Origin of the sequence: Pseudomonas wenzhouensis (assembly GCF_021029445.1) — a bacterium.
GTDB lineage: Bacteria > Pseudomonadota > Gammaproteobacteria > Pseudomonadales > Pseudomonadaceae > Aquipseudomonas > Aquipseudomonas wenzhouensis.
Window position 1 is genome coordinate 2908288 of record NZ_CP072610.1, and the last position, 20580, is coordinate 2928867.

General features: G+C 58.4%; 18 protein-coding genes, 2 tRNA genes and 1 pseudogene. 12 read left to right on the top strand and 9 right to left on the bottom strand.

The window, feature by feature from the left end; genetic code table 11:
• Positions 1-66: 66 nt before the first annotated feature.
• The 4 genes from tnpA to J7655_RS13355 all read right to left on the bottom strand — a co-directional run bounded on the left by tnpA (position 67) and on the right by J7655_RS13355 (position 5877).
• Positions 67-498: an IS200/IS605 family transposase gene (tnpA, locus tag J7655_RS13340; RefSeq protein ID WP_230924495.1), complete on the bottom strand. Its 432-nt coding sequence runs from the start codon at positions 496-498 to the stop codon at positions 67-69.
• Positions 438-1088, bottom strand: a complete 651-nt coding sequence (locus J7655_RS13345; RefSeq protein ID WP_230924860.1) for a UvrD-helicase domain-containing protein — start codon at positions 1086-1088, stop codon at positions 438-440. Before J7655_RS13345 ends, tnpA begins: the two co-directional genes overlap by 61 nt.
• Positions 1085-2071, bottom strand: a complete 987-nt coding sequence (locus tag J7655_RS13350; protein ID WP_230924861.1) for a competence protein CoiA family protein — start codon at positions 2069-2071, stop codon at positions 1085-1087. The genes J7655_RS13345 and J7655_RS13350 overlap by 4 nt, the downstream gene beginning before the upstream one ends.
• A gap of 2768 nt (positions 2072-4839) precedes the next feature.
• Positions 4840-5877 carry an IS630 family transposase gene (locus J7655_RS13355; RefSeq protein ID WP_230924862.1) on the bottom strand — a complete coding sequence of 346 codons (1038 nt, stop codon included), beginning with the start codon at positions 5875-5877 and terminating at the stop codon, positions 4840-4842.
• Positions 5878-6455: 578 nt separating this feature from the next.
• Between J7655_RS13355 and J7655_RS13360 the strand changes: the two genes are divergently transcribed.
• Positions 6456-7436: a tyrosine-type recombinase/integrase gene (locus J7655_RS13360; RefSeq protein ID WP_230924863.1), complete on the top strand. Its 981-nt coding sequence runs from the start codon at positions 6456-6458 to the stop codon at positions 7434-7436.
• 537 nt (positions 7437-7973) lie between these two features.
• Complete coding sequence (locus J7655_RS13365; protein WP_230924864.1) at positions 7974-8171, top strand: helix-turn-helix transcriptional regulator; 198 nt, start codon at positions 7974-7976, stop codon at positions 8169-8171.
• A gap of 11 nt (positions 8172-8182) precedes the next feature.
• On the opposite strand, the gene J7655_RS13370 is transcribed toward J7655_RS13365, so the two are convergent.
• Positions 8183-9352, bottom strand: coding sequence for a tyrosine-type recombinase/integrase (locus tag J7655_RS13370; RefSeq protein WP_230924865.1), 1170 nt, complete (start codon positions 9350-9352; stop codon positions 8183-8185).
• 396 nt (positions 9353-9748) lie between these two features.
• Positions 9749-10813 carry an AraC family transcriptional regulator gene (locus tag J7655_RS13375; RefSeq protein ID WP_230924866.1) on the bottom strand — a complete coding sequence of 355 codons (1065 nt, stop codon included), beginning with the start codon at positions 10811-10813 and terminating at the stop codon, positions 9749-9751.
• A 155-nt stretch (positions 10814-10968) separates the two neighbouring features.
• On the opposite strand from J7655_RS13375, the gene J7655_RS13380 reads away from it, so the two are divergent.
• The 9 genes from J7655_RS13380 (at position 10969) to tsaA (ending at position 17567) form a co-directional block, all read left to right on the top strand.
• Entirely contained in the window at positions 10969-12354 is a 1386-nt protein-coding gene (locus J7655_RS13380; RefSeq protein ID WP_230924867.1) for a flavin-containing monooxygenase, read from the top strand.
• 17 nt (positions 12355-12371) lie between these two features.
• Positions 12372-13220 (top strand): SDR family oxidoreductase, encoded by an 849-nt coding sequence (locus J7655_RS13385; RefSeq protein ID WP_230924868.1) that lies wholly within the window; start codon positions 12372-12374, stop codon positions 13218-13220.
• 197 nt (positions 13221-13417) lie between these two features.
• A tRNA-Met gene (locus tag J7655_RS13390) sits at positions 13418-13494 on the top strand.
• A gap of 114 nt (positions 13495-13608) precedes the next feature.
• A tRNA-Met gene (locus tag J7655_RS13395) sits at positions 13609-13685 on the top strand.
• 136 nt (positions 13686-13821) lie between these two features.
• Entirely contained in the window at positions 13822-14370 is a 549-nt protein-coding gene (locus J7655_RS13400) for a cytochrome b (RefSeq protein ID WP_230924869.1), read from the top strand.
• Between the two features lie 96 nt (positions 14371-14466).
• Complete coding sequence (gene rimO, locus J7655_RS13405) at positions 14467-15789, top strand: 30S ribosomal protein S12 methylthiotransferase RimO (protein ID WP_147811104.1); 1323 nt, start codon at positions 14467-14469, stop codon at positions 15787-15789.
• Positions 15790-15891: 102 nt separating this feature from the next.
• Entirely contained in the window at positions 15892-16602 is a 711-nt protein-coding gene (locus J7655_RS13410; RefSeq protein WP_230924870.1) for an RNA pseudouridine synthase, read from the top strand.
• Between the two features lie 43 nt (positions 16603-16645).
• Complete coding sequence (locus J7655_RS13415; protein WP_074860706.1) at positions 16646-16852, top strand: hypothetical protein; 207 nt, start codon at positions 16646-16648, stop codon at positions 16850-16852.
• 10 nt (positions 16853-16862) lie between these two features.
• The gene (tsaA, locus tag J7655_RS13420; protein WP_230924871.1) at positions 16863-17567 is read left to right on the top strand and encodes a tRNA (N6-threonylcarbamoyladenosine(37)-N6)-methyltransferase TrmO; all 705 of its coding nucleotides are present in this window, start codon (positions 16863-16865) and stop codon (positions 17565-17567) included.
• 48 nt (positions 17568-17615) lie between these two features.
• Here tsaA and J7655_RS13425 read toward each other — a convergent pair whose 3' ends face one another.
• Positions 17616-17918: a putative quinol monooxygenase gene (locus J7655_RS13425; RefSeq protein WP_230924872.1), complete on the bottom strand. Its 303-nt coding sequence runs from the start codon at positions 17916-17918 to the stop codon at positions 17616-17618.
• A 60-nt stretch (positions 17919-17978) separates the two neighbouring features.
• On the opposite strand from J7655_RS13425, the gene J7655_RS13430 reads away from it, so the two are divergent.
• Entirely contained in the window at positions 17979-18395 is a 417-nt protein-coding gene (locus tag J7655_RS13430; RefSeq protein WP_230924873.1) for a VOC family protein, read from the top strand.
• 114 nt (positions 18396-18509) lie between these two features.
• On the opposite strand, the gene J7655_RS21105 is transcribed toward J7655_RS13430, so the two are convergent.
• Positions 18510-19382, bottom strand: coding sequence for a methyl-accepting chemotaxis protein (locus J7655_RS21105; RefSeq protein ID WP_420850951.1), 873 nt, complete (start codon positions 19380-19382; stop codon positions 18510-18512).
• A pseudogene (locus J7655_RS21110) lies at positions 19368-20459 on the bottom strand (HAMP domain-containing protein); the annotation flags it as partial. The pseudogene J7655_RS21110 and the gene J7655_RS21105, both read right to left, overlap by 15 nt.
• Positions 20460-20580: the final 121 nt, after the last annotated feature.

A 20580-nucleotide genomic window follows, 5' to 3' on the forward strand; every position in this document is an offset into this window, starting at 1 on the left:
AAGTCGGTGGGTTAGTGACTTACGGACTGAAAGTCCGGATACGCGTCGACTGAACGACGCGTCGGATCAGTCAGGCTCCATCCTGAAATTATCGTTCGGGCTCGGCTCAAAATGATGCTCCAGATACTGCTTGATCATCTCTTCCGTCATCTGCCCAACCGTCGCGCAAAAGTACCCGCGAGCCCAAAAATGCTGCCCCCAATAGCGCTTTTTCAGATGGGGAAACTCCTCGAAAATCTTGCTCGCCGTACGCCCCTTGATCCGCCTCATGATCTCACTCGGCGCCAAATTCGGCGGACTGCTCACCAGAATATGCACGTGATCCTTGCTCACCACACCTTTCACAATCCGAATTTCAAATGCTTCGCACGTCTGTCTCACCAGCTCTCGCACTCGCTCAGCAACCTCACCGCTGAGCACCTTGTATCGGTACTTAGTCACCCAAACAAAGTGATACTCGATCTGGTAGACCGTATGACTGCCGTATCTGTAATCCATGCGCTTGCCCTCCAGCCCCGCATGGTGGCGCTAAAGCTCACCGGCTGAAAGCCGGTGGTTTTAACCTTTCGATGGAAAATAAACTCCCGCTTGATGTTGCTGAAAGTAGGATCTGTAGCTGCATCAACTGGAGTTACAACTGCCGCCCGACAACGTGCGATAAACAGCTCGAAGTTTTCAATTTCGCTGGGAGCAATGTAACTAGCCTCATGGTCAAAGCCATGGCGATAAGCCTGCTTAACAAGTTGCTCATAGCGGTAGTCGCCCGGAGTAAGGAGGTCTTTCTTCTTGATTATCTGTTGCCGCTCTCCGTAACCAACGATTTTCAAAGCTAAACTGTGGAATGTGCGAACTTCTGGAATAGCGGTCGACTTCAATGCCGTCTTCAACTTCTCGGTGAAGCCTAGCTGCGCAGACTTGTTGTACATCAGGATCAGAATGGAACGAGGGTCAGCCCCCGTCTTGACCAACCGTTCAACGCGCTTTACGAGGGTAGTTGTTTTCCCGCTACCAGGTACGGCTTTAACCAACGCATGTCCGGTGTCATGGCTGACAATATTTTTCTGCTCCCAAGTCAGCCTTTTGGTCATGCTTCAACCTTGTAGCTGGCGCACTGACGCGCTTCGGTATAAGGAACCTGCTTTGCTTTACTGCGACATTGCAGATAGCCGTCCTCCCATCGGCCAGCTTGTTGGCACGTAATGCAGTTAGGAAATAGCGTACGAGGATCGGCATGACGGATAAAAGCTCGTAGGTTCTCCGCCATCTCAGCCCCCCCTAGCGATCTAGGCCATGTGTTAACGTATGAGCTGGTTAATAAGTCCACTTCAGCGAGAGGCATCATTTTTTCGTTTAGTCGGCCGGAATCACTCAGGCTCCAGACGGACATCCCTACGTCACCAATTGAGCAGAGACCGCTACAGCTATCCACTACTTTTGATGACGGACGCCAGTTGAATACGCTTAGGCGCTTATCCTTGATTGAATATGACCCGCTAAGCAACATCTGGATGTCAGCGGCAGATTGAACCTTAAACTCAAGTATGGGGATTCCGGTATCAATCTTCTCCTGAGAACAGGGGTGCGTAACACAAATCTCTATATAACAGCGCCTTTTTCCTGCTGTATCACGCAACATCACGTCTGGTTGCAGACCGGTAGTCTTATCGCGTTTTTCCAACTCTGCCAGATCGAAAAACTTAGTAATGTTGTAGCGTGCGGGCACTGATTTTAAGCATTGACTTGTTTTGTCTCTGACTAAGGCTAAACGGGCACCATTGCAGGAAATCCTTCGCTCTAACTCTAAGCTAATTGGCACAGCTTGGCTGAGAGCTTGCTGGTAGCGATAGAAGAATGCTTCTTTGCCACACTTGTGAAGGTATGTTTCGAGAGCGCAGCATTCTTCCGCGTGACGGAAGTGCTTAGCGTTGATCTCGCCTAATACCGGGGTGAGGGGGCTTTTGCAACCTGGGCAAGTGTAAGTGTGTGAGCGCAGGGCATCGTTAATGTGCGTGAGTGTGCCCTGGCCATTTAGAGCGTAAGCGTACTGTATTGAGCTAAATTGAGTTGTCATGACTGCGTGCCTCCCAAAAATCCGGCTAAGGACAGACCTTACGGCAGGCAAGTGGTAAGTAGTGTTTCTTGAGGCTGTCGAGTGTACAGCGGCCTAGTGAAAAGGCTATTCGCCTGCTCAACAAACCACTGATGTGAATTCCCCGCATTTTCTAGATACCTCCGACTGGCTGCTTCTGGCCGGTAGCCGCCTATCGTTACCTGCTGCATTGGTTGTTCACTGCCAGCATGCCGGTCAAATTCAATGCAAATGACTGGTCAGGTCGAATGCAATTGGGTAGGCAAGTCTGCGCAATTACCCAGCCGTCTTTTGTGCGTTGCGGCAAATCAGCAGGCCGCGTTTTGCGGAGATCTATGTCCGCAGCACGATGGTTCCAGACTACGACAGCGCCACAAAAGACTGCATGTCGTCGGCTACAGATTCAATGTGACGCCCCAGCATGGTAGCTCCCTTGGGCAGCAGCATTAGCCTAATCATGGCGGCGGCTGAACTCAGTCCCTTACTGGCATAAACCCCAATCTCAGGAATCGGATACACCCTACTGACGCCATCTCTACGTGTCGAGCGAACGCCTTCAGTTAGGTATCAATTCGCGTCGAGGCGACTTTATGTCTTTCGATCATCTTCAAATTTGCAACACTCGCCGCCAGGCATCGAGCCGAAGATTTTTGAAGAACACCACAGGAGCCCCACAGTCGTTATTTCTATGGCAACCCCTCCCGCCCAACAGGCTCATCGCCAAAACCTCAGCAAGAGGCCCTGCAGGCCTTTCTTGAAGCGCCCAAAGCAATGGCATCACGGGGCCAAAAAATAATCGATTCAGGACTGGATAGAATCATCACCTGACAAAAACCGAGCAAATCAGCCGTTCTTGCACTCGATCGGCGCCTCATACCGGACCTCAGCTCAAATCGACTCAGTCAGGATCAGGCGGGGTAGCGCGTCCATCATCCACTGGCATGTCATCAGTCAATAGATCGCCTCTTCGGGTACTCGGCGTCGAGGCTCTGGGCCACCACTAGGCCAATTGCTGTGGCAACCGCAATCACCCCCAGCGTTAAACAGATGAAAAAAATGAGCGTTTGCGTTGTTGTATCCATGATGTTTACTGTTGATTTGTAGGGCGGCGACCATTATGGAAACAAGCAAATTATCAAACCTAAGGACTATACATCTAATTTCTTCCGCTGCGCGACACAAGCTCATACAAACAACCCTGCTGTTCGAATTTAATCCTATTCATCAAGCAATACCCAACAGAGTAACCATTGATCAACCTGTAGACACTCCCAAGTCTATCAATGAAAGAACATATCGAAATGTGAAATTTCAATCCGCCAGTTATGTATTTAGTGCTCAGCAGGCAGACAAGATCACCAGAGATCGATATCCCCTCTATTTCTGACCAGGCAAAACTAACACCCTCGCACCGCAAACCATCTTCCGTCACCTCCAAAATCTCAAGCACCCCCTGGGCACCCTTGGGCACAGCGCGGAATCTGCCGTTCGGCAACACAGGCGGCCAATACTCACCAGGCCTTATCTCTCGAAACAGCAAGTCTTCACCCATCATCATTTGCCAAGAATCCATACCAGGGCCTGAAGACCCAGGCGGTAAGCACGCACCGCCAGACCGAAAGCGCAGGCCGCTCCTATCACGACAATCCCCGTCGCTACCGCTCCATGCACCGCATCCGTCCACGGTCCAACGTGAGGCAGCCAGTAAACCTCCACCATCAGTTCTTTTCTCCTCGAAGCCGCCTATGCAGATCAGCAACAGACCTCAGGTCAGACCGGACATCATCCAAGATCCAGCCGTAGGCCTTACACACCACCCACACAACCCCAAGACATCCAAGGAGAGAAAGTAGACCCCCACCGAGCAAATGTGCTGTACTCATAACCATCCCCGCCTTGCTCCGGTATTCACACGAATATCATCCCCCAGCAAGCAAAAGTCCCAAGCCCATGCCTCAACACCGTGGCACCATCCTGAAAAGCATCACTACGCTGCGCGACACGGGGTTTTACTCAAAAAAAGCCGTTTTCTTATAATTATATGCGGGAAGGTATGCCTTTTTTAGGTTGTGACTATATGTGCGCAGTTGCAAAAGTGACCGGAAAAAATAGACCGGAAAATGGCCGCAGGCCGCGCCGCTCCTGGCTTTCAGATTTTGAAGTGACCGGAAAAAAACCGCTTTTTTGGGGGGTGTAGGTAAAAGTGACCGGAAAAAACGCTGAAGTGACCGGAAAAAATAGACCGGAAAATGGCTGCAGCCCGCGTCGCTCCTGGCTTTCAGATTTTGAAGTGACCGGAAAAAAACCGCTTTCTGGCCAGATCTAAAAGCTACTGCCCGGGGGTAACCGGAAAAACGCTGAAGTGACCGGAAAAAATAGACCGGAAAATGGCTGCAGCCCGCGTCACTCCTGGCTTTCAGATTTTGAAGTGACCGGAAAAAAACCGCTTTCTGGCCAGATCTAAAAGCTACTGCCCGGGGGTAACCGGAAAAACGCTGAAGTGACCGGAAAAAAATGACCGGAAAGTCGCTTAAAGCCCCGTGGTTTCTGGCCTTGAGATTTTTGAGTGACCGGAAAAAACCCGTTTTTGCTCGGCTGCAGAGAAAAGTGACCGCATTGCCCTCAGTTAATGCAATCACAATAGATAGGGTCACAATCATCTAGATGATTCGCACTATTATGCTCAGATAGCTTCTCGAAGCCTGTTGCCCAGCAGCCGAGGTATTAACCCGGCAATCAAATACACCAAATCATGCCGCGTAGGCGATACGTGGATGCCGGAAATAAGAACGGATTCTTTGGGGGCGTAATTGCAATCGTCTCATGACCGAGCGAACACGCCCTTCCAGTTCGTCCTGATTACGCGCTGGCAAGCCCGTACAGATCTGATGTTTCAAATCACAATTCAAATACTCGTCAGGATTCAACTCCGGGGCGTATGCCGGCAAGAAGAACAGTTCGATTTGCTCTTTGCGGTCAGCGACCCAGGCGCTCACCTTTTTGCTGTGGTGTACGCGCAGGTTGTCGAGAATCAAGAACACTTTGCGGCCCTGCGCATCGCGAATCAGGCGACTCAGGAAGCGAATCAGCACTGGGGCTGTCAGCGTTTCCCGATACAGCATGAAGCGCAGTTTGCCCCGATTGGTCACAGTGGAAATCATGTTGGTGGAAAAGCGACTGCCGCTGACCTGGCGCACTGGCGTTTCGCCAATAGGGGCGTAGCTGCGGCCAGCCTGGCTGTCACTGCGCATACCGGTTTCGTCGCCCCACTGAATCTCACCATTCTCGGCCTTGGCCCGCTGTGCGATGCGTGGATATTCATTATCCAGCCAGCGCTGAACCACTTCAGGTTTCTGCTGATAAGCCCGATGCAGTGGTCGCTGCGGGGTGTAGCCCCAACGCTTGAGGTATTCACCAACCGTTCGAACCGGCATGAGAAAACCACAGCGCTGGCGGATCAGTTCTCGCACGGCATCACGCGTCCAGAGTGCAAAGCCGAGCTTGAGTTGGTCGGGCATCTTATCGGTCATCAAGGTGCGCACCAGCACTTCCTGGCTGGGGCTCAAACTGCGGCGATCACCCTGGCGCACACCGCGCTGGCCGCCGGCAATGGCAGCCTTTTCGCCTTTGTGTTCTGCGACCTGCGCCCAGTGAGCGATGGTGCGGGGGTGAACACCAACCGCTTCGCCAATAGCCTTGTAGGTGTAACCCTGCTCACGCATGCGCAGGGCCGTGGCGCGCTTTTCACGCTGTTCTTGGGGGCTGAGTTTGCGGGCATCTGTTTTCATGGAGACAGATTATCCGATATGCCCTATTTATTTGCCAGGTTAATAGAATCACCTGACTTGCAAAGTGTCTAAATCGCAAAAATATCGCTATAGCCGGGCGGTATAAGTAAACTCGTAAACTCCGCTTCCTCACCCATTTTTGCCTCGCCTGACCTTCGCTCGACGACTTTTCATACAGAACCTAACAACAACGCTCAGTACCTACGAGATCTGTCCCTAACTGAAAGCACAGAGCCACGCCTGGTAGGAATCAGATAGTCATTCCAAAAACAGGCCAACAGTAGCCTCCAGCCATTAATTAACGATAAAAACCGTTATCGTTAATATGTGCCCCTCAAAAAGATGCGCTCGACAGGATTCCCATCCAGGGAGAGCGATAACTCAGACCCAGCGATATCCTCGGGTAGTTCTCTCTGCCTTTTCCGCGATGGGCTCATTGCGCGCTCGTGGGGATCGATACGTCCGCTGCCAATGATGCATCCGGTATTTGTGTTTTCGTCAGAGGCTGGCAGAAGTGGTTGAGCTATCAATGCTTAACAAACCACGCTTCCCGCCACCGCTAACTGAAGGCTTCCAGGATGAATTATCTGCTCCCTACTCCCCGGCACACCTCGGATGTTGCCCTCGCTGAGCGCCGGCTGACTGCAGCCGAGTTCCAGGGTCTGGCTGAGGTACCGGCCGCAGCCGAGTGGTTTGCCAACTTGGACAACCCGCGCACCCGCCGCGCTTACCAGGGTGACATCGAAGATTTCTGCAGCTTCCTTGGCATCCACGCGCCAGATCAGTTCCGCGCGGTTACCCGCGCCCATGTCCTCGCCTGGCGCAGTCAACAGGAACAGCGTGGTCTGTCCGGTGCCACCATCCGCCGCAAGCTGGCGGCACTGGCCAGCCTGTTCGATCACCTGCTCGATGCCAACGCTGTCGCAGGCGGAAACCCTGTGCACGGGGTGAAGCGTCCGAAGATTGAAAGTAACGAAGGTAAGACGCCGGCCCTCGGTGATCATCAGGCCAAGGCGCTGCTTGAAGCCCCGGACCCGGCCACCCTGCAGGGGCTGCGTGATCGCGCTGTTCTGGCGGTGTTGCTCTACCACGGTCTTCGCCGTGAGGAGGCGGCCCGCCTGACCATCCAGGACATCCAGGAGCGTCGGGGTATCAAGCACCTGCGTGTCCATGGCAAGGGCGGAAAGCTGCGCTACCTGCCCATGCATCCCGTCGCCCTAGAGCGCATCCACACATACCTGGAAGTCTCTGGGCATCACCTGGAGCGGCCGGCGGCACCGCTCTTTATGCCTTTGCGCGGCAAAGCTACTGGCTCAGGCCTGAGTGCCGATGGCATCTATGCCCTGGTTGGGCGCTATGCGCGAGCTGCTGGCATCGAGGTCGCGGGACTGGGTGTGCATGGGCTTCGCGAGACGGCTGCTACCAACGCGCTGGAACATGAGGCCGACATCGCCAAAGTTCAGCAGTGGCTGGGACACGCCAACATCAGTACGACGAAAATTTACGACCGGCGCGGATTACGACCAGAGGACTCTCCGAGCTTCAAGGTGCGGTATTGAGGTCGGGGAGCAGGGTGACAGCTAGCGGTGATCCGTACCGTATTTTTTGTCCAGATAGTCGGCCAAGGCATAGCCGATAATTCCGACTACTACTACAAAAACAACAATCCCCGTCACGGCGTGTACGAGTGTCATGGCGGCCATCCTTTCGTGTATCAAATACGCGAGGTTATCTCCCCAGCAGCCAACCCAAGAGGCATAAGGGCTCTGGTGTCGCTTGGTGACATTTGTTTGGCTACTCAATCAAATCCCACCCGGGCGCTACCAAATCCTAATGCTGACCAAGATCTGGTCAGATAGCGCGTCCAAGAACGCTCGCAGTGCTATTTAATGGGTGTCGGTTTCTAATAAACGGGTGTACCACATGCCGACAACATACAGCAAAAGCGCCTTAGCAATGCCCCGATCCGATATCGCGGGCGCGCTGGTGACCACAGATTACCTGCTACCAGAGAGCATACTGGCTGGCTGCATCCATAAGCATCTGCTCAGCCAGCTAGCCACGAAAATGAAAAATCGCAAGGGGGGGAAAGGCCTATGAGCCAGAAGCCACTCGACCGCCTCATCACGATCAAGGAGGTCATCAGCCAAGTTGGCATGGGCAGGACGAAGATCTACGAGATGCTTCAGTTCGAGGAATTTCCAGCGCCCATCAAGCTGGGGCGCTACTCGCGCTGGTCTCAACTGGAGATACAGGCGTGGATTGAGGAACAGAAAGGAAAAAGGGCTGCCTAGGCAGCCCTCACTCATTCACAAGCCAGGCAGAAATCCTGCCACCATCGCATCATTTCTATTCGCTCAGGCACATATTGTGCGTGGTTGTACGCGGCCTTGGTCTGGTTGTCCTCGGCATGGGCCAACTGCAGTTCAATAACCTCGCTGCGAAACAGGCCCGACTCATACAGATGGGTTGAAGCAGTTGCGCGGAAATCGTGACAGGTGAAACCCTTCATCCCGAGCCGCTCCAGCGCACGGTTGAAAGTCGAGCCATCCACCGGCCTGTCTGGATGGCGCAGCCCAGGAAACATGAGCCCGCGCCCACCGGTAATGGTGCGCAATTCGACCAGCAGCTCGACAGCGCGTGGAGGCAATGGCACCAGATGACGACGCCGCTTCTTCATCAGCTCAGGCGGGATATCCCAAATTGCGGCCTCCAGATCGACATGCTCCCAGCGCCCACGCCGGATCTCCACGGTACGCAGGAACAGCAACTGCATAAGCTCCAGGGCTATGGTGTTTGTGCGAAAGCCACCATACCCAGCCAACCCACGGCGGAACCGCGCTATCTCTTCAGGGGTCATCGGTTGACTGTGTTCCACCGGCTTCCGGACAAAAGCACCATACAACGCAGCTGCAGGGTCCACGTCAGCACGTAATGTTCGCACCGCAAATCGAAACATCTGCGACAACCAATTGCAGAGTGAGATCGCATAGTAAGTCGCGCCCCGCTTCTCCATCCGCCGCAGGCAGTCCAACAGGTGCGCTGAAGTTACATCGCGCACGGGCAGCCGACCGATGTAAGGAAACAGATTCTTGGTGAACGCTCGGGTCAACTGATCACGGTAGCTGTCGCTGATGCCGTTCTTTTTGGATATCCACTCCAGCGCTACCTCCTTGAACGATGAGCGGTTTTCTAGGGTCTGCTTGGCCCGCGCGGTGTTCCGTACATGAGAAGGATGTCGACCCTGTTTGACCAGGCCACGGGCTTTGTCCCGCTCAGTCCTGGCCTCGGCCAAGCTCATCTCGGGGTACTCTCCCAGGGCAAACACGTTCTCCTTACCCTCGATCTTGTACCGGTAGCGCCAGAGCTTAGCGCCGGTCGGACGAATCTCAACGTAAAGCCCGCGCTTATCCGAGAGCTTGCGGGGTTTTTCGCCGGGCTTAGCCTGGCGAATCTGGACATCGGTTAGAGGCATAGCGGGTATCACTCATACTTTAAAAATCCCCCGCTTTAATACCCGCTTTATCACTGACTGACCCAGCACACCAGCGAACACCCGCGAACCCAAATCGCCCGAAGCCAGCGCCCTGCGGGGGTAATACGAACGTGAAAAAATGAGAGCGCACGACATGCACAGTCAACGTGGATGATTTTCCTTTGCTTCATACAAAACTGACGCCACAAGCCTTAAAAAGCATAATCGCCTGACCTCACTCGTTCAGGCGCAGCATTAGCCTTGCAGGGGGCGCTTCTGCCGATCAGCGCCTGAACCGATGACATGTTATCCGTCCCGACGCCCGCTGGCACGATCGCTGTCTTATACACCGGCATCCAGTCAATACACCCCGCCGTCTCCTGAATACCGGCCTCATCATCCAGGCGAGCCTGCTCCGATCTCGAGCAGTTGCAGCAGCAAGGCCTTGCGCGCCTCGCGCGGGGCGACGCCGGTCCAGCGTTTGAAGGCGCGGCGAAAATCGCGCACATCACCAAAACCGGTTTGCCGGGCCACGTCGGCCAGCGCGAGATCGGCGCGCGCCAGCAGGGTCAGCGCGCGAGCGCGGCGCATTTCATCGATGATGCCCTGATAGCTCAGCCCTGCTGACTCGATACGCCGACGCAAGGTGCGCTCACTGATATTGAGCTGGCGCGCCAATTGCGTCAGCGAAGGCGGCGCCTCGAGTTGCTTGCGCACCTCACGCTGCAGCCCTTCGATCAGCTCGGAACGCTCCTGATCGATCCAGCGCGCTTCCTTGAGCAATTCGACCACCTCAGCAGCTACGGCATCGTCCCTTGTCGCCAGCGGCAGCGCCAACCAGGACGCGTCGAACTCGATGGCATTGACACTATCGCCAAAATCCATCGGACACTCGAAGAACCGCTCATACAACTCGGCATGCGCTGGGCGCGGGTACTCCAGGCGCAGCCGGCGCGGTCTGAGGGCTGCGCCACTGAGATGGCGCACGATGCTCAGCGCACTGGAGAACGCTTCCTCCATGTAGAACGGCAGCACATCGGGCTCGTAGAACAGTGGTGCCAGCAGCACCCGGACACCATCGCCCTGCACCTCCATGCCGTGTTCGAGCATGGCCCCGGCATGACGCTGATAATGCTGGCCCAATTCGAGCGCATCCCCCAGCGTCGCACAGGCCTGCATGCCCAACCCGACCAGGCCGAGCGATACCGCGCTTTGCCGCGCACCGACCGCCAGGCCCAGCCCCTTGTCACCGACCTGCTCCATCACCCGCCGCACCAGCAGATAACTCTGCCGATGCGACAGACGAAAGCCAGGGCGCAACAGATCCGCAGGAATGAAGCCGAGTCCCAGGCAGACACGCTCGGCATCGCCCTGACGCTCGGCCACGATCCTGAGCAAGGCGCGTGACACGTGAGCCGGAGCCGAGGCATTGGAAAAGCGGGGATCGGCAATTTCTTTCATGGCGACGAGTTCCTGATCGCAGCGTCGAACTGCGCCGATGATAAACGACAAAAAGGCTGTCCGTTTCGCCCCCCTTTGCTGTCCAGCAGCGCCCTGATGGCAGATTTCAGGCACGGATAACCTGAGGCCACAGTGACCAACAGAGGATATCCCTCATGAATGACGAGAAGATCCATGACTGCGGCGATGCCGTTTGCATCATCGGCGCTGGCCCCGGCGGCCTGTGCATGGCCCGCGCCCTCAAGCGCCAGGGGCTGAGCTACGAGCAGTTCGAGCGCCACAGCGGCGTGGGTGGCGTGTGGGACATCGACAACCCGGGCACCCCCATGTACGAGTCCGCGCACTTCATCTCCTCGCGCGACCTCCCGGGCTTTCTCGACTATCCGATGCCCAAGCACTTCCCGGACTACCCGAGCAACCGGCAGATCCTCGAGTACGTCAATTCATTCGCCCATGCCTTTGGCCTGTATGCCAACATCCGCTTCAACACCTCGGTAGACAAGGTGTTCAAGCGTGACGATGGCCGTTGGCTGGTCACCCTAAGCGGCGGCGAGCAACGCCTGTATCGCGCCGTGGTCTGCGCCACCGGCTGCAACTGGGATGCGAACATGCCGGAGGTCAAAGGCCAGTTCAATGGCGAGATTCGTCACTCGGTCACCTACAAGAAGGCCGAGGAATTCAAGGGCAAGAAGGTCATGATCATCGGTGCCGGCAACTCCGGCGCGGACATCGCCTGCGACGCCGCCACCTATGCGCAGAAAGCCTTCATCAGCCTGCGCCGTGGCTACCACATGATTCCCAAGCACCTGTTCGGCCTGCCCGTCGATGAGATCAGCGAGAAAGGCCCGCAACTGCCGATCTGGCTGACGCGTATCGCCTTCCAGCTGATCCTGCGGGTGATCAATGGCGACGTGCGCCGCTTCGGGCTGCCCAAACCCGATCACAAACTGTTCGAGAGCCACCCGCTGCTCAATGCGCAATTGCTGCATTACCTGCAGCATGGCGATATTCAGGTGAAACCGGACGTCTCGCACTACGACGGCGACCATGTGGTGTTCAAGGACGGCAGCCGCGAGCAGCTCGACCTGGTGCTCTACGCCACCGGCTACAAGTGGAGCTGCAAATACGCCGCCGACTACTTCGAATGGAAAGGCGGGCGACCGCAACTGTACCTGTCGATCTTCAGCCGCCAGCACCACAACCTGTTCGGCATCGGCTATCTGGAAACCAACTCCAGCGCTTACAAGCTGTTCGATAACGAAGCCCACGCCGTTGCCTGCTACCTGCGCGACCAGTTACATCATCCCGAGCGCGCCCGCCAGTTCGATCAACTGATCGCCCACGACGATCCCGACCTTTCCGGCGGCATCGACTTCGTCAAATCACAGCGCCATGAGGTGTACCTGGAGGTGCATGCCTTCAAGAAACACCTGCGCAAGGTGCGCCAGCAAATGGGCTGGAGCGACCTGGAAGAAGGCTATTACAGCGTTCTGCGCCAACACAGCGGCTACGTGCCAGTCGATCTGCCACAAACCGCCTAGCACCGAGGAAGATTGTCATGAATGAAGTCGTACTCATCACCGGCGCTGCCGGTGGCATCGGCCAGGCCATTTGCGAACGCCTGAGCCAACGCGGCATGCACCTGGTACTGGTGGATGTTCAGGAACAACGCTTGCTGGAATTGGCCAAGCGATTCGGCGACAAAGCCACGGCCTTCGTCGCCGATCTCACCGACCAGGACGCCCTCGCCCATCTGCTGGCCAGCGTCGAGGCGAAATTTGGTCGTCTCGACATTCTCGTCAACAACGCGGCCGTGGTACGGGTCGAACCCTTCGACAGCCGTTCGGTGGAGAGCATCGTCAGCGAGCTGAACATCAACCTGATCGCACCGCTGGTGCTGACCCGCCTGGCCATCCCGCTGCTGCAGCGTTCGGCCAATGCGCGGGTCATCTCCACGGTCTCGGTGGCCGGTATCTTCCCCACCCCCGAGTCGCCCATCTACAGCGCCAGCAAGTTCGGCCTGCGTGGCGCCATGTTGTCGATAGGCCTGGATCTGCAGGCCAAGGGCATCCATGTCTGCTCCATCCACCCGTCGGCAACCGATACGCCGATGCTGCGCAAGGAGGCTATCGACGGCGGCAATGCCTTGCAGTTCATGACCGCCCCCCAACAACCAGAGGATGTTGCCGAGCAAGTCGCCTTGATGATCGACAAACCCTGCCTGGAGCGCTCACCCAAGGCCAGCGACTCCTGGCTATCGAGCCTGGCCATGCTCTTTCCCAACCTGTTGCCGCGCAGCATTCGGCTGTTGCAGAAGCGCGGGGAGAAAGGCATGCAGCGCTATCTGCATACACTGGCCGAGCGCGGTTTGACGCAGAAAGTCGATGGCGTGTGGTGGCTCAAATGAAGCGCTGTGTAAAGGCCAAGGCGTGCCGAAACCAGATACCTGGCACGCCTCAGCACACAGCTGTGAACCCCGTGCGGCCTAGTCTGGAGCCATAAAACCCAACGCACGTTTAACGCTAAGCACCTGAGTTGAAAACACTTTTCTTGCAATTAGCGGTTGACAGCGCAGCTTCTGGCTGTAGAATGCCGCCCCACAGACGCGGGATGGAGCAGTCTGGTAGCTCGTCGGGCTCATAACCCGAAGGTCGTAGGTTCAAATCCTGCTCCCGCAACCAGCTTCACGAAAAGGCCACTCAATGAGTGGCCTTTTTGCTTTGGCGAGAATTAACTTTTTCGATCAAACGAAACAAATCGATTGACAAGATATTAAGCAAGCGTAGAATGGCCGGCGCGGGATGGAGCAGTCTGGTAGCTCGTCGGGCTCATAACCCGAAGGTCGTAGGTTCAAATCCTGCTCCCGCAACCACCTTCAGATAAAGGCCACTCAATCGAGTGGCCTTTTTCGTTTGCGATCATTGATCCTCCTCAGTTTCTCCTCAGCCAAGCGGGCCTATGCTCAACGCACCTGCCTCAGTTGCAGCGGATTGACCGAGGAAACCCCGATGAACTGGAAGAACACCCCCTTACGTTATGGCAGCCTGTCCATTGCCCTGCACTGGCTGATGCTGCTTCTGATCGCCGCCGTTTATGCCTGCATCGAGCTCAAAGGGAATTTCCCCAAGGGCAGCGACACCCGTGAACTGCTCAAGCAATGGCACTTCATGCTTGGTCTGAGCGTCTTTGCACTGGTCTGGCTGCGCCTGCTGGCTCGCCTGATCGCTCCAACACCCCGGATTGAACCAGCACTGCCTGCCTGGCAGGCCATACCGGCCCAGCTGATGCATGCGGCGCTGTATGCCCTGATGATCGGCGCACCACTGGCCGGCTGGCTGATCCTCAGCGCCGCCGGCAAGCCCATACCCTTCTTCGGCCTGGAGCTGCCGGCACTGATCGGCCCAAACAAGGAACTGGCCGGCCAAATCAAGGAACTGCACGAGCTGGCCGGCACCGCCGGCTACTGGCTGATCGGCCTGCATGCAGCTGCTGGCCTGTATCACCATTACGTGGCGCGCGATAACACCCTCAAGCGCATGTTACCCGGGCACAATTGAGGTGAAGACGCCTCTGGTCAAGTGCCCGCAGCGCCGCTAGAATTGCGCACTTTTTGATCAGAGGCGCCAGCCAGGCGCCCTTAGAGGTTAGCCCGCATGTCCACCGCCACCCCAAAAGTCGGATTCGTCTCGCTCGGATGCCCGAAAGCGACTGTCGACTCCGAACGCATCCTGACCCAACTGCGTATGGAAGGTTACGAAATCGTGCCGACCTACCAGGATGCCGACGTGGTGGTGGTCAATACCTGCGGTTTCATCGACAGTGCCAAGGCCGAATCGCTAGACGCCATCGGTGAGGCGCTGGCGGAAAACGGCAAGGTGATCGTCACCGGTTGCATGGGCGTGGCTGAAGACAGCATCCGCGACGTGCACCCGAGCGTGCTGGCGGTAACCGGCCCGCAGCAGTACGAGCAGGTGGTCAACGCCGTACACGAAGTCATCCCGCCGAAGACCGAGCACAATCCGCTGATCGACCTGGTGCCGCCGCAAGGCATCAAGCTGACCCCGCGCCACTATGCGTACCTGAAGATTTCCGAAGGCTGCAACCATACCTGCAGCTTCTGCATCATCCCGTCTATGCGCGGCAAGCTGGTCAGCCGCCCGGTGGGCGATGTGCTCAGCGAAGCCGAGCGCCTGGTCAAGGCCGGCGTCAAGGAGCTGCTGGTGATCAGCCAGGACACCAGCGCCTACGGCGTCGACATGAAGTACAAGCTGGACTTCTGGAACGGCCAGCCAGTGAAAACGCGCATGCTCGAACTGTGCGAAGCGCTGTCGTCGATGGGCGTGTGGGTGCGCCTGCACTACGTCTACCCCTACCCCAACGTCGATGACGTGATCCCGCTGATGGCCGCCGGTAAGCTGCTGCCGTACCTGGACATCCCCTTCCAGCACGCCAGCCCGAAAGTGCTCAAGTCGATGAAGCGCCCGGCCTTCGAAGACAAGACCCTGGCGCGCATCAAGAAATGGCGCGAGATCTGCCCGGAGCTGACCATTCGCTCCACCTTCATCGTCGGCTTCCCTGGCGAGACCGAAGAAGACTTCCAGTACCTGCTGGACTGGCTGACCGAGGCGCAGCTCGACCGCGTCGGCTGCTTCCAGTACTCGCCGGTCGAAGGCGCACCGGCCAACGACATGGGCCTGGAGCCGGTACCGGATGAGGTCAAACAGGAGCGCTGGGAGCGTTTCATGGCGCATCAGCAGGCGATCAGCTCGGCGCGTCTGCAGGCCAAGATCGGTCTGGAGATGGACGTCCTGGTCGACGAAGTGGATGGCGAAGGCGCCGTGGCGCGCTCCTGGGCCGACGCCCCGGAGATCGACGGCAGCGTGTTCATCGACTCCACCAACGTCAAGCCGGGCGACAAGGTGCGCGTGCGCATCGTCGATGCCGACGAATACGACATGTGGGGCGAGCTGGTCTGAGCCAGACCCCTGCATGACGGGCCCCGCAGCATGCGGGGCTTTTTCTTTCCGGCAGCGCAACGCCTTGCCGGTACAATGACCTTCTTTTTGTCGAGCGCCGTCATGAGCGAAGCCACCCGTCTGTCCAAACGCGTCATCGAGCTGTTCGGTTGCTCGCGCCGCGAAGCCGATCTTTACATCGCTGGGGGCTGGGTGACGGTGGACGGCCAGGTGGTCGAGGCGCCGCAATTCAAGGTCGAGGATCAACGCGTCGAGTTGCACCCCGATGCCAGCCTTGATCCCGTGGAGCCCGTCACCCTGCTGGTACATGGCTCGACCGGCTGCAACACCGCACAGTTGCAGCACCTGCTGGTACGCGAACGGCACTGGCAAGAAGACCCGCATGCCCAGCGCATCCTGCATGGCCACTTCCTGCGCCAGGAGCAGAGCCTGCCACTGCAAACCGGGGCCAGCGGCCTGATCGTGCTCAGCCAGGACTGGCGCACGCAACGCAAGCTGCGCGAGGATGCGGCCAAGCTGGAGCAGGAATACCTGGTCGAAGTCGCCGGCGAAGTGCCTGCCAGCACATTGGAGCGCCTGAAGAAAGGCTGGCTGCACAAGGGCACGCAGTTCCCGCCGTGCAAGGCCAGCTGGCAGAGCGAACAACGCCTGCGCTTCGCGCTGAAGAATCCGGCCCCTGACCTGCTGCGGCAGATCTGTACGGCGCTGGGCCTGAAGGTGCTGGGCATGAAGCGCATCCGCATCGGCGGCGTGCCCATGGCCAAGTTACCGGTCGGGCAATGGCGCTATCTGGGCGAGAAGGAACGCTTCTGAGGCCATGTTAGGCTGTGCCTGTCACGCTCTGGAGACCACCATCATGCGTACCCTGCTCTTCACCGCACTGCTCGCCATGAGCCTGCCCGGCCTCGCCGCACCGGCGCCGTTCTTTCTCTGGCAGAGCAAGATCGATGGCCACCTGACCTGCGCTCAGGTCAGCCCGGGTGAAGGCTGGATTCGCTTCACCGGCCCGTTCCGCGACGCCGGCTGCCGCGTGGCCTACGACGCCCCCGTCAACAGACGCTAGGCAAGCCACCATGCAGCATCTGGTTTCACCGGTCGGTATCGTTCACTCCTGCTTCAAGGAGAAATTCGCCATTCCTCGCCAGCCGCACCTGGCGCCCGCCGCACGCGGCGTGCTGGAGCTGCTGCCGCCCTTCGACCAGGGCGAGGCCGTACAGGGCCTGGAACAGGTCAGCCATGTCTGGCTGCTGTTTCTCTTTCACCAAGCGCTGGAAGACAAGCCGCGCCTGAAGGTACGCCCGCCGCGTCTGGGCGGTAACCAGACGGTAGGCGTGTTCAGCACCCGCGCCACCCATCGCCCCAATGGCATCGGCCAGTCCGTGGTACGCCTGGAACGCGTGGAACCAGGCCGCCTGCACCTGTCCGGCATCGACCTGCTCGACGGCACCCCGGTGCTGGATATCAAGCCCTACGTGCCCTACGCCGACGCCGTGAGCGATGCCCGCAACGACATGGCCGACGCGCCACCACCCCTGATCGCCGTGGATTGGCAGGATGACGCCCTACGCCTGGCGCACCAGCACGCGCAACGCCTGAACGAGCCGCTGGTGGCGCTGATCGAGCAGTGCCTGGCGCAGGATCCGCGCCCGGCCTACCAGCAGCCGCAGCCGGAGCGCCGCTATGGCGCGCGCTTCTGGGATCTCGACGTACACTGGCACTATCCCGAACCGGGGCGTATCCGGGTGCTGGATATGCAGATGGCACAGAGTACGGCCTGACCGAAGCAAGCCTGCGCAGCGGCCGGTGCTGCCCTGGGCAGCCTCACTTCAGCGCGCCGGATTGAATGCCAGCATATCGGCCTCGATAGCCTCCTGCGCTTCGATCAGTGGCTCCACCAGCGGCCGGCTGGCGAGGAAATGCGCGGTTTGCGTATGCGCCTCGAAAGCCGCCTCGTCGACGTACACCTCGTACAGCCACACCCGGTCAGGATCACTGCGGTCACGCATCACGTCGAAGGTCAGGCAGCCCGGCTCATCGCGCAGCGAAGCGGCGGCGTTGACGTGCATGGCATCCATGAACGCCGCGAAACTGCCGGGCTTGAGTTGGGTCTTGAGCAATAGCACGTACACGGTAACCTCCATTATGTTTTATATTCGAAGAATAATTGTATACATATTGGAGTGTAAAAAATGCTTGAGCGTCCATCGCGCCTCAATGGCCTGCGCCATCTGGCCCTGCTGGTACCCAACCTGGAAGCGTGCGAGCGTTTCTACGTGAACGTACTGGGCATGCAGGTGCTGCACCGCGCCAACGAGGATCTGGTCTACCTGACCTGCGGCAACGACAACCTGTCGCTCGGCCGCGCCTATGCCGAGCACCACGGCGTACCGCTGGTCGATCATTACGGTTTCATCGTCGACAGCGTCGAGGAGCTGGACGCCTGGTACCAGTACCTCAAGGCACAGGGGGTGACGCTGCTGGACAGGCCTTTCGACCATGGCGACGGCGCGCGCAGCTTTCACCTGCTGGACCCGGCGGGAAACAAGGTGCAGCCGCTCTATCATCCTGCGATCTCGGGCCAGCGCTTCAGTCCAGCCCGAACCTGAACCTGTGGGAGCCAGCGCTGTAGGGCATATTCGCGAAGCAGGACACGGCGGACTGTTCGCTGATGCGCCCGCGTCCGCCCTGCTCTCCGCGGCCAGCGTCCCGGCTCGTCTGGCTCAGGTGCGGAACTGGCGCACCAACTCCTGCAACTCAACACCCAAACGCGCCAGCTCGGCGCTGGAGGCCGCAGTCTGTTGCGTGGCACTGGCGCTCTGCTCACCGATATCGCGCACACGGGTAACGCTTTCGTTGATCGCCTCAGCCACGGCGCTCTGCTCTTCGGCAGCGGCGGCGATCTGCTGGTTCATCTGTTCGATGGTGCTCACCGCCTGGGTAATGCGCCCCAGCGCGTCCCCAGCCTCGCCCGCCAGTTCGACGGTGCGCCGGGTCAGGTCGCGGCTGCTGTCCATCTGCTGCACGGCGCCCTTGGCCATGCGCTGCAGGCCGGCGATCAGGCTCTCGATCTCTTCGGTGCTGTCCTGGGCACGCTTGGCCAGCGCCCGTACTTCGTCGGCGACCACGGCGAAACCACGCCCCTGTTCGCCCGCACGCGCCGCTTCGATGGCCGCGTTGAGCGCCAGCAGGTTGGTCTGCTCGGCGACGCCACGAATCACTTCCAGCACGCTGCTGATGCGCGCGCTTTCCTGATTCAACTCGGCGATGGCCTGGGCCGACTGCTCCACCTCGCCGGCCAGGCTGTCGATCTGATCGACTGCCTGCTGCACCACACGATTGCCCTGCTGCGCCTCCAGATCCGCATCACGCGCGGCCAGCGAGGCCTGCTCGGCGTTCTGCGCCACCTCCTGCACGGTGGCTGCCATCTGGTGCATGGCGGTAGCGGTCTGTTCGGTTTCCAGCTTTTGCGTCTGCACCCCGGCACTGGTCTGCGCGGTGATTGCTGACAACTGCTCGGCAGCCGCAGCAATCTGCCCGACACCGCCGCCAATGCGGCTGACCAGGTTACGCAAGCTGACCGTCATGGCCTGCATGGCCTCGAGCAATTGCCCGACTTCGTCACGCCGCGCCTGCGTGATGTCCTGGCTGAGATCGCCTGCGGCAATGCGCTGGGCAAAGCTCACGCTCTGACGCAGCGGCACCACGATCAACCGGGTGATCAGCAACGCAGCGCACAACCCCAGCACCACGGCAGCGGCGCCCATGATGCCGAGGATCACCATGGCGCGTTGAGAGCCGGCAAGCATACGGGTATCGGCAGCAGCCTGCGCCGACTCGGCCAGATCGACGACCGAGCGCGCACGCTCGATCATCGCCGTTTCCGTGGCCTGGTTCTGCTCACGCAGCTGACGGTAATAAAGGAAGGAGCGCTGGTACAGGGTCAGCGCCTGCAGGGCGGTGTCGATGGCGGCCTTCTGATCATCGTCGAGCCAGACCTTCAGGCTGCTGGCAACGGTCTGCAGATCCCCGCTGACGTACTCCCACTCCTCCAGCGCTTCGGCTGAGCCGTCGATGATGTACAGGCTCTCGTGGCCACGCAGATCGAGCATGCGTTTGCTCAGGCCGGAGGCGGTTTCGGCTAGGGTCAGCGGATCACTGCCACGCAGACGGTCGCCCTGTAGGCGCAATTCACGCACTGCGTCATACATGTCCAGTTCGATGACCTCGAACTGATCACGCGCCTCCGACGCAGCATTGCGCATTTCCTGGCGAGCTTCGCGTGCCTTGGCTTGCTGCTCGACATAGTTCTCGAACTGTTTCAGATACTCGCCGGTGGCCTGCTGCATGGTCTGCACACGCGTCCCCTCGGCAGCATCCCTGTCCAGATTCTCCAGCAGGCTCTGCACCTGCAGCAGGCTGTCACGCACCCGGCTGGCGTTTTCCGGGCTTTGCTCGATGGCGAAGTTACGTTCCAGCCGTCGTGCTTCGAGGATCTCCTGATTCACCTGGGCCAACTGGCCGACCTGCTCATGCCCCAGCAATACCGCCTGCACGGCCAGATAGCCGCTGACCGTCATGGCCGCAGTGAGCAACAGAACCAAGCCGAAGCCGATGAAGAGTTTCTTGCCCACGGCAAGGTTGGCGAAAAAACGTATGGCAGGCTTGAACATAGGGGACGACTCCGAATTCTTCTTATACAGCCACACCTCAAGGGCGTGGCTTGGCTGATTGATCAGGCAACTGCTATGCCACGTCAGCTTGAACGCCTGTAATGCTATCGGCAGGAGAGTC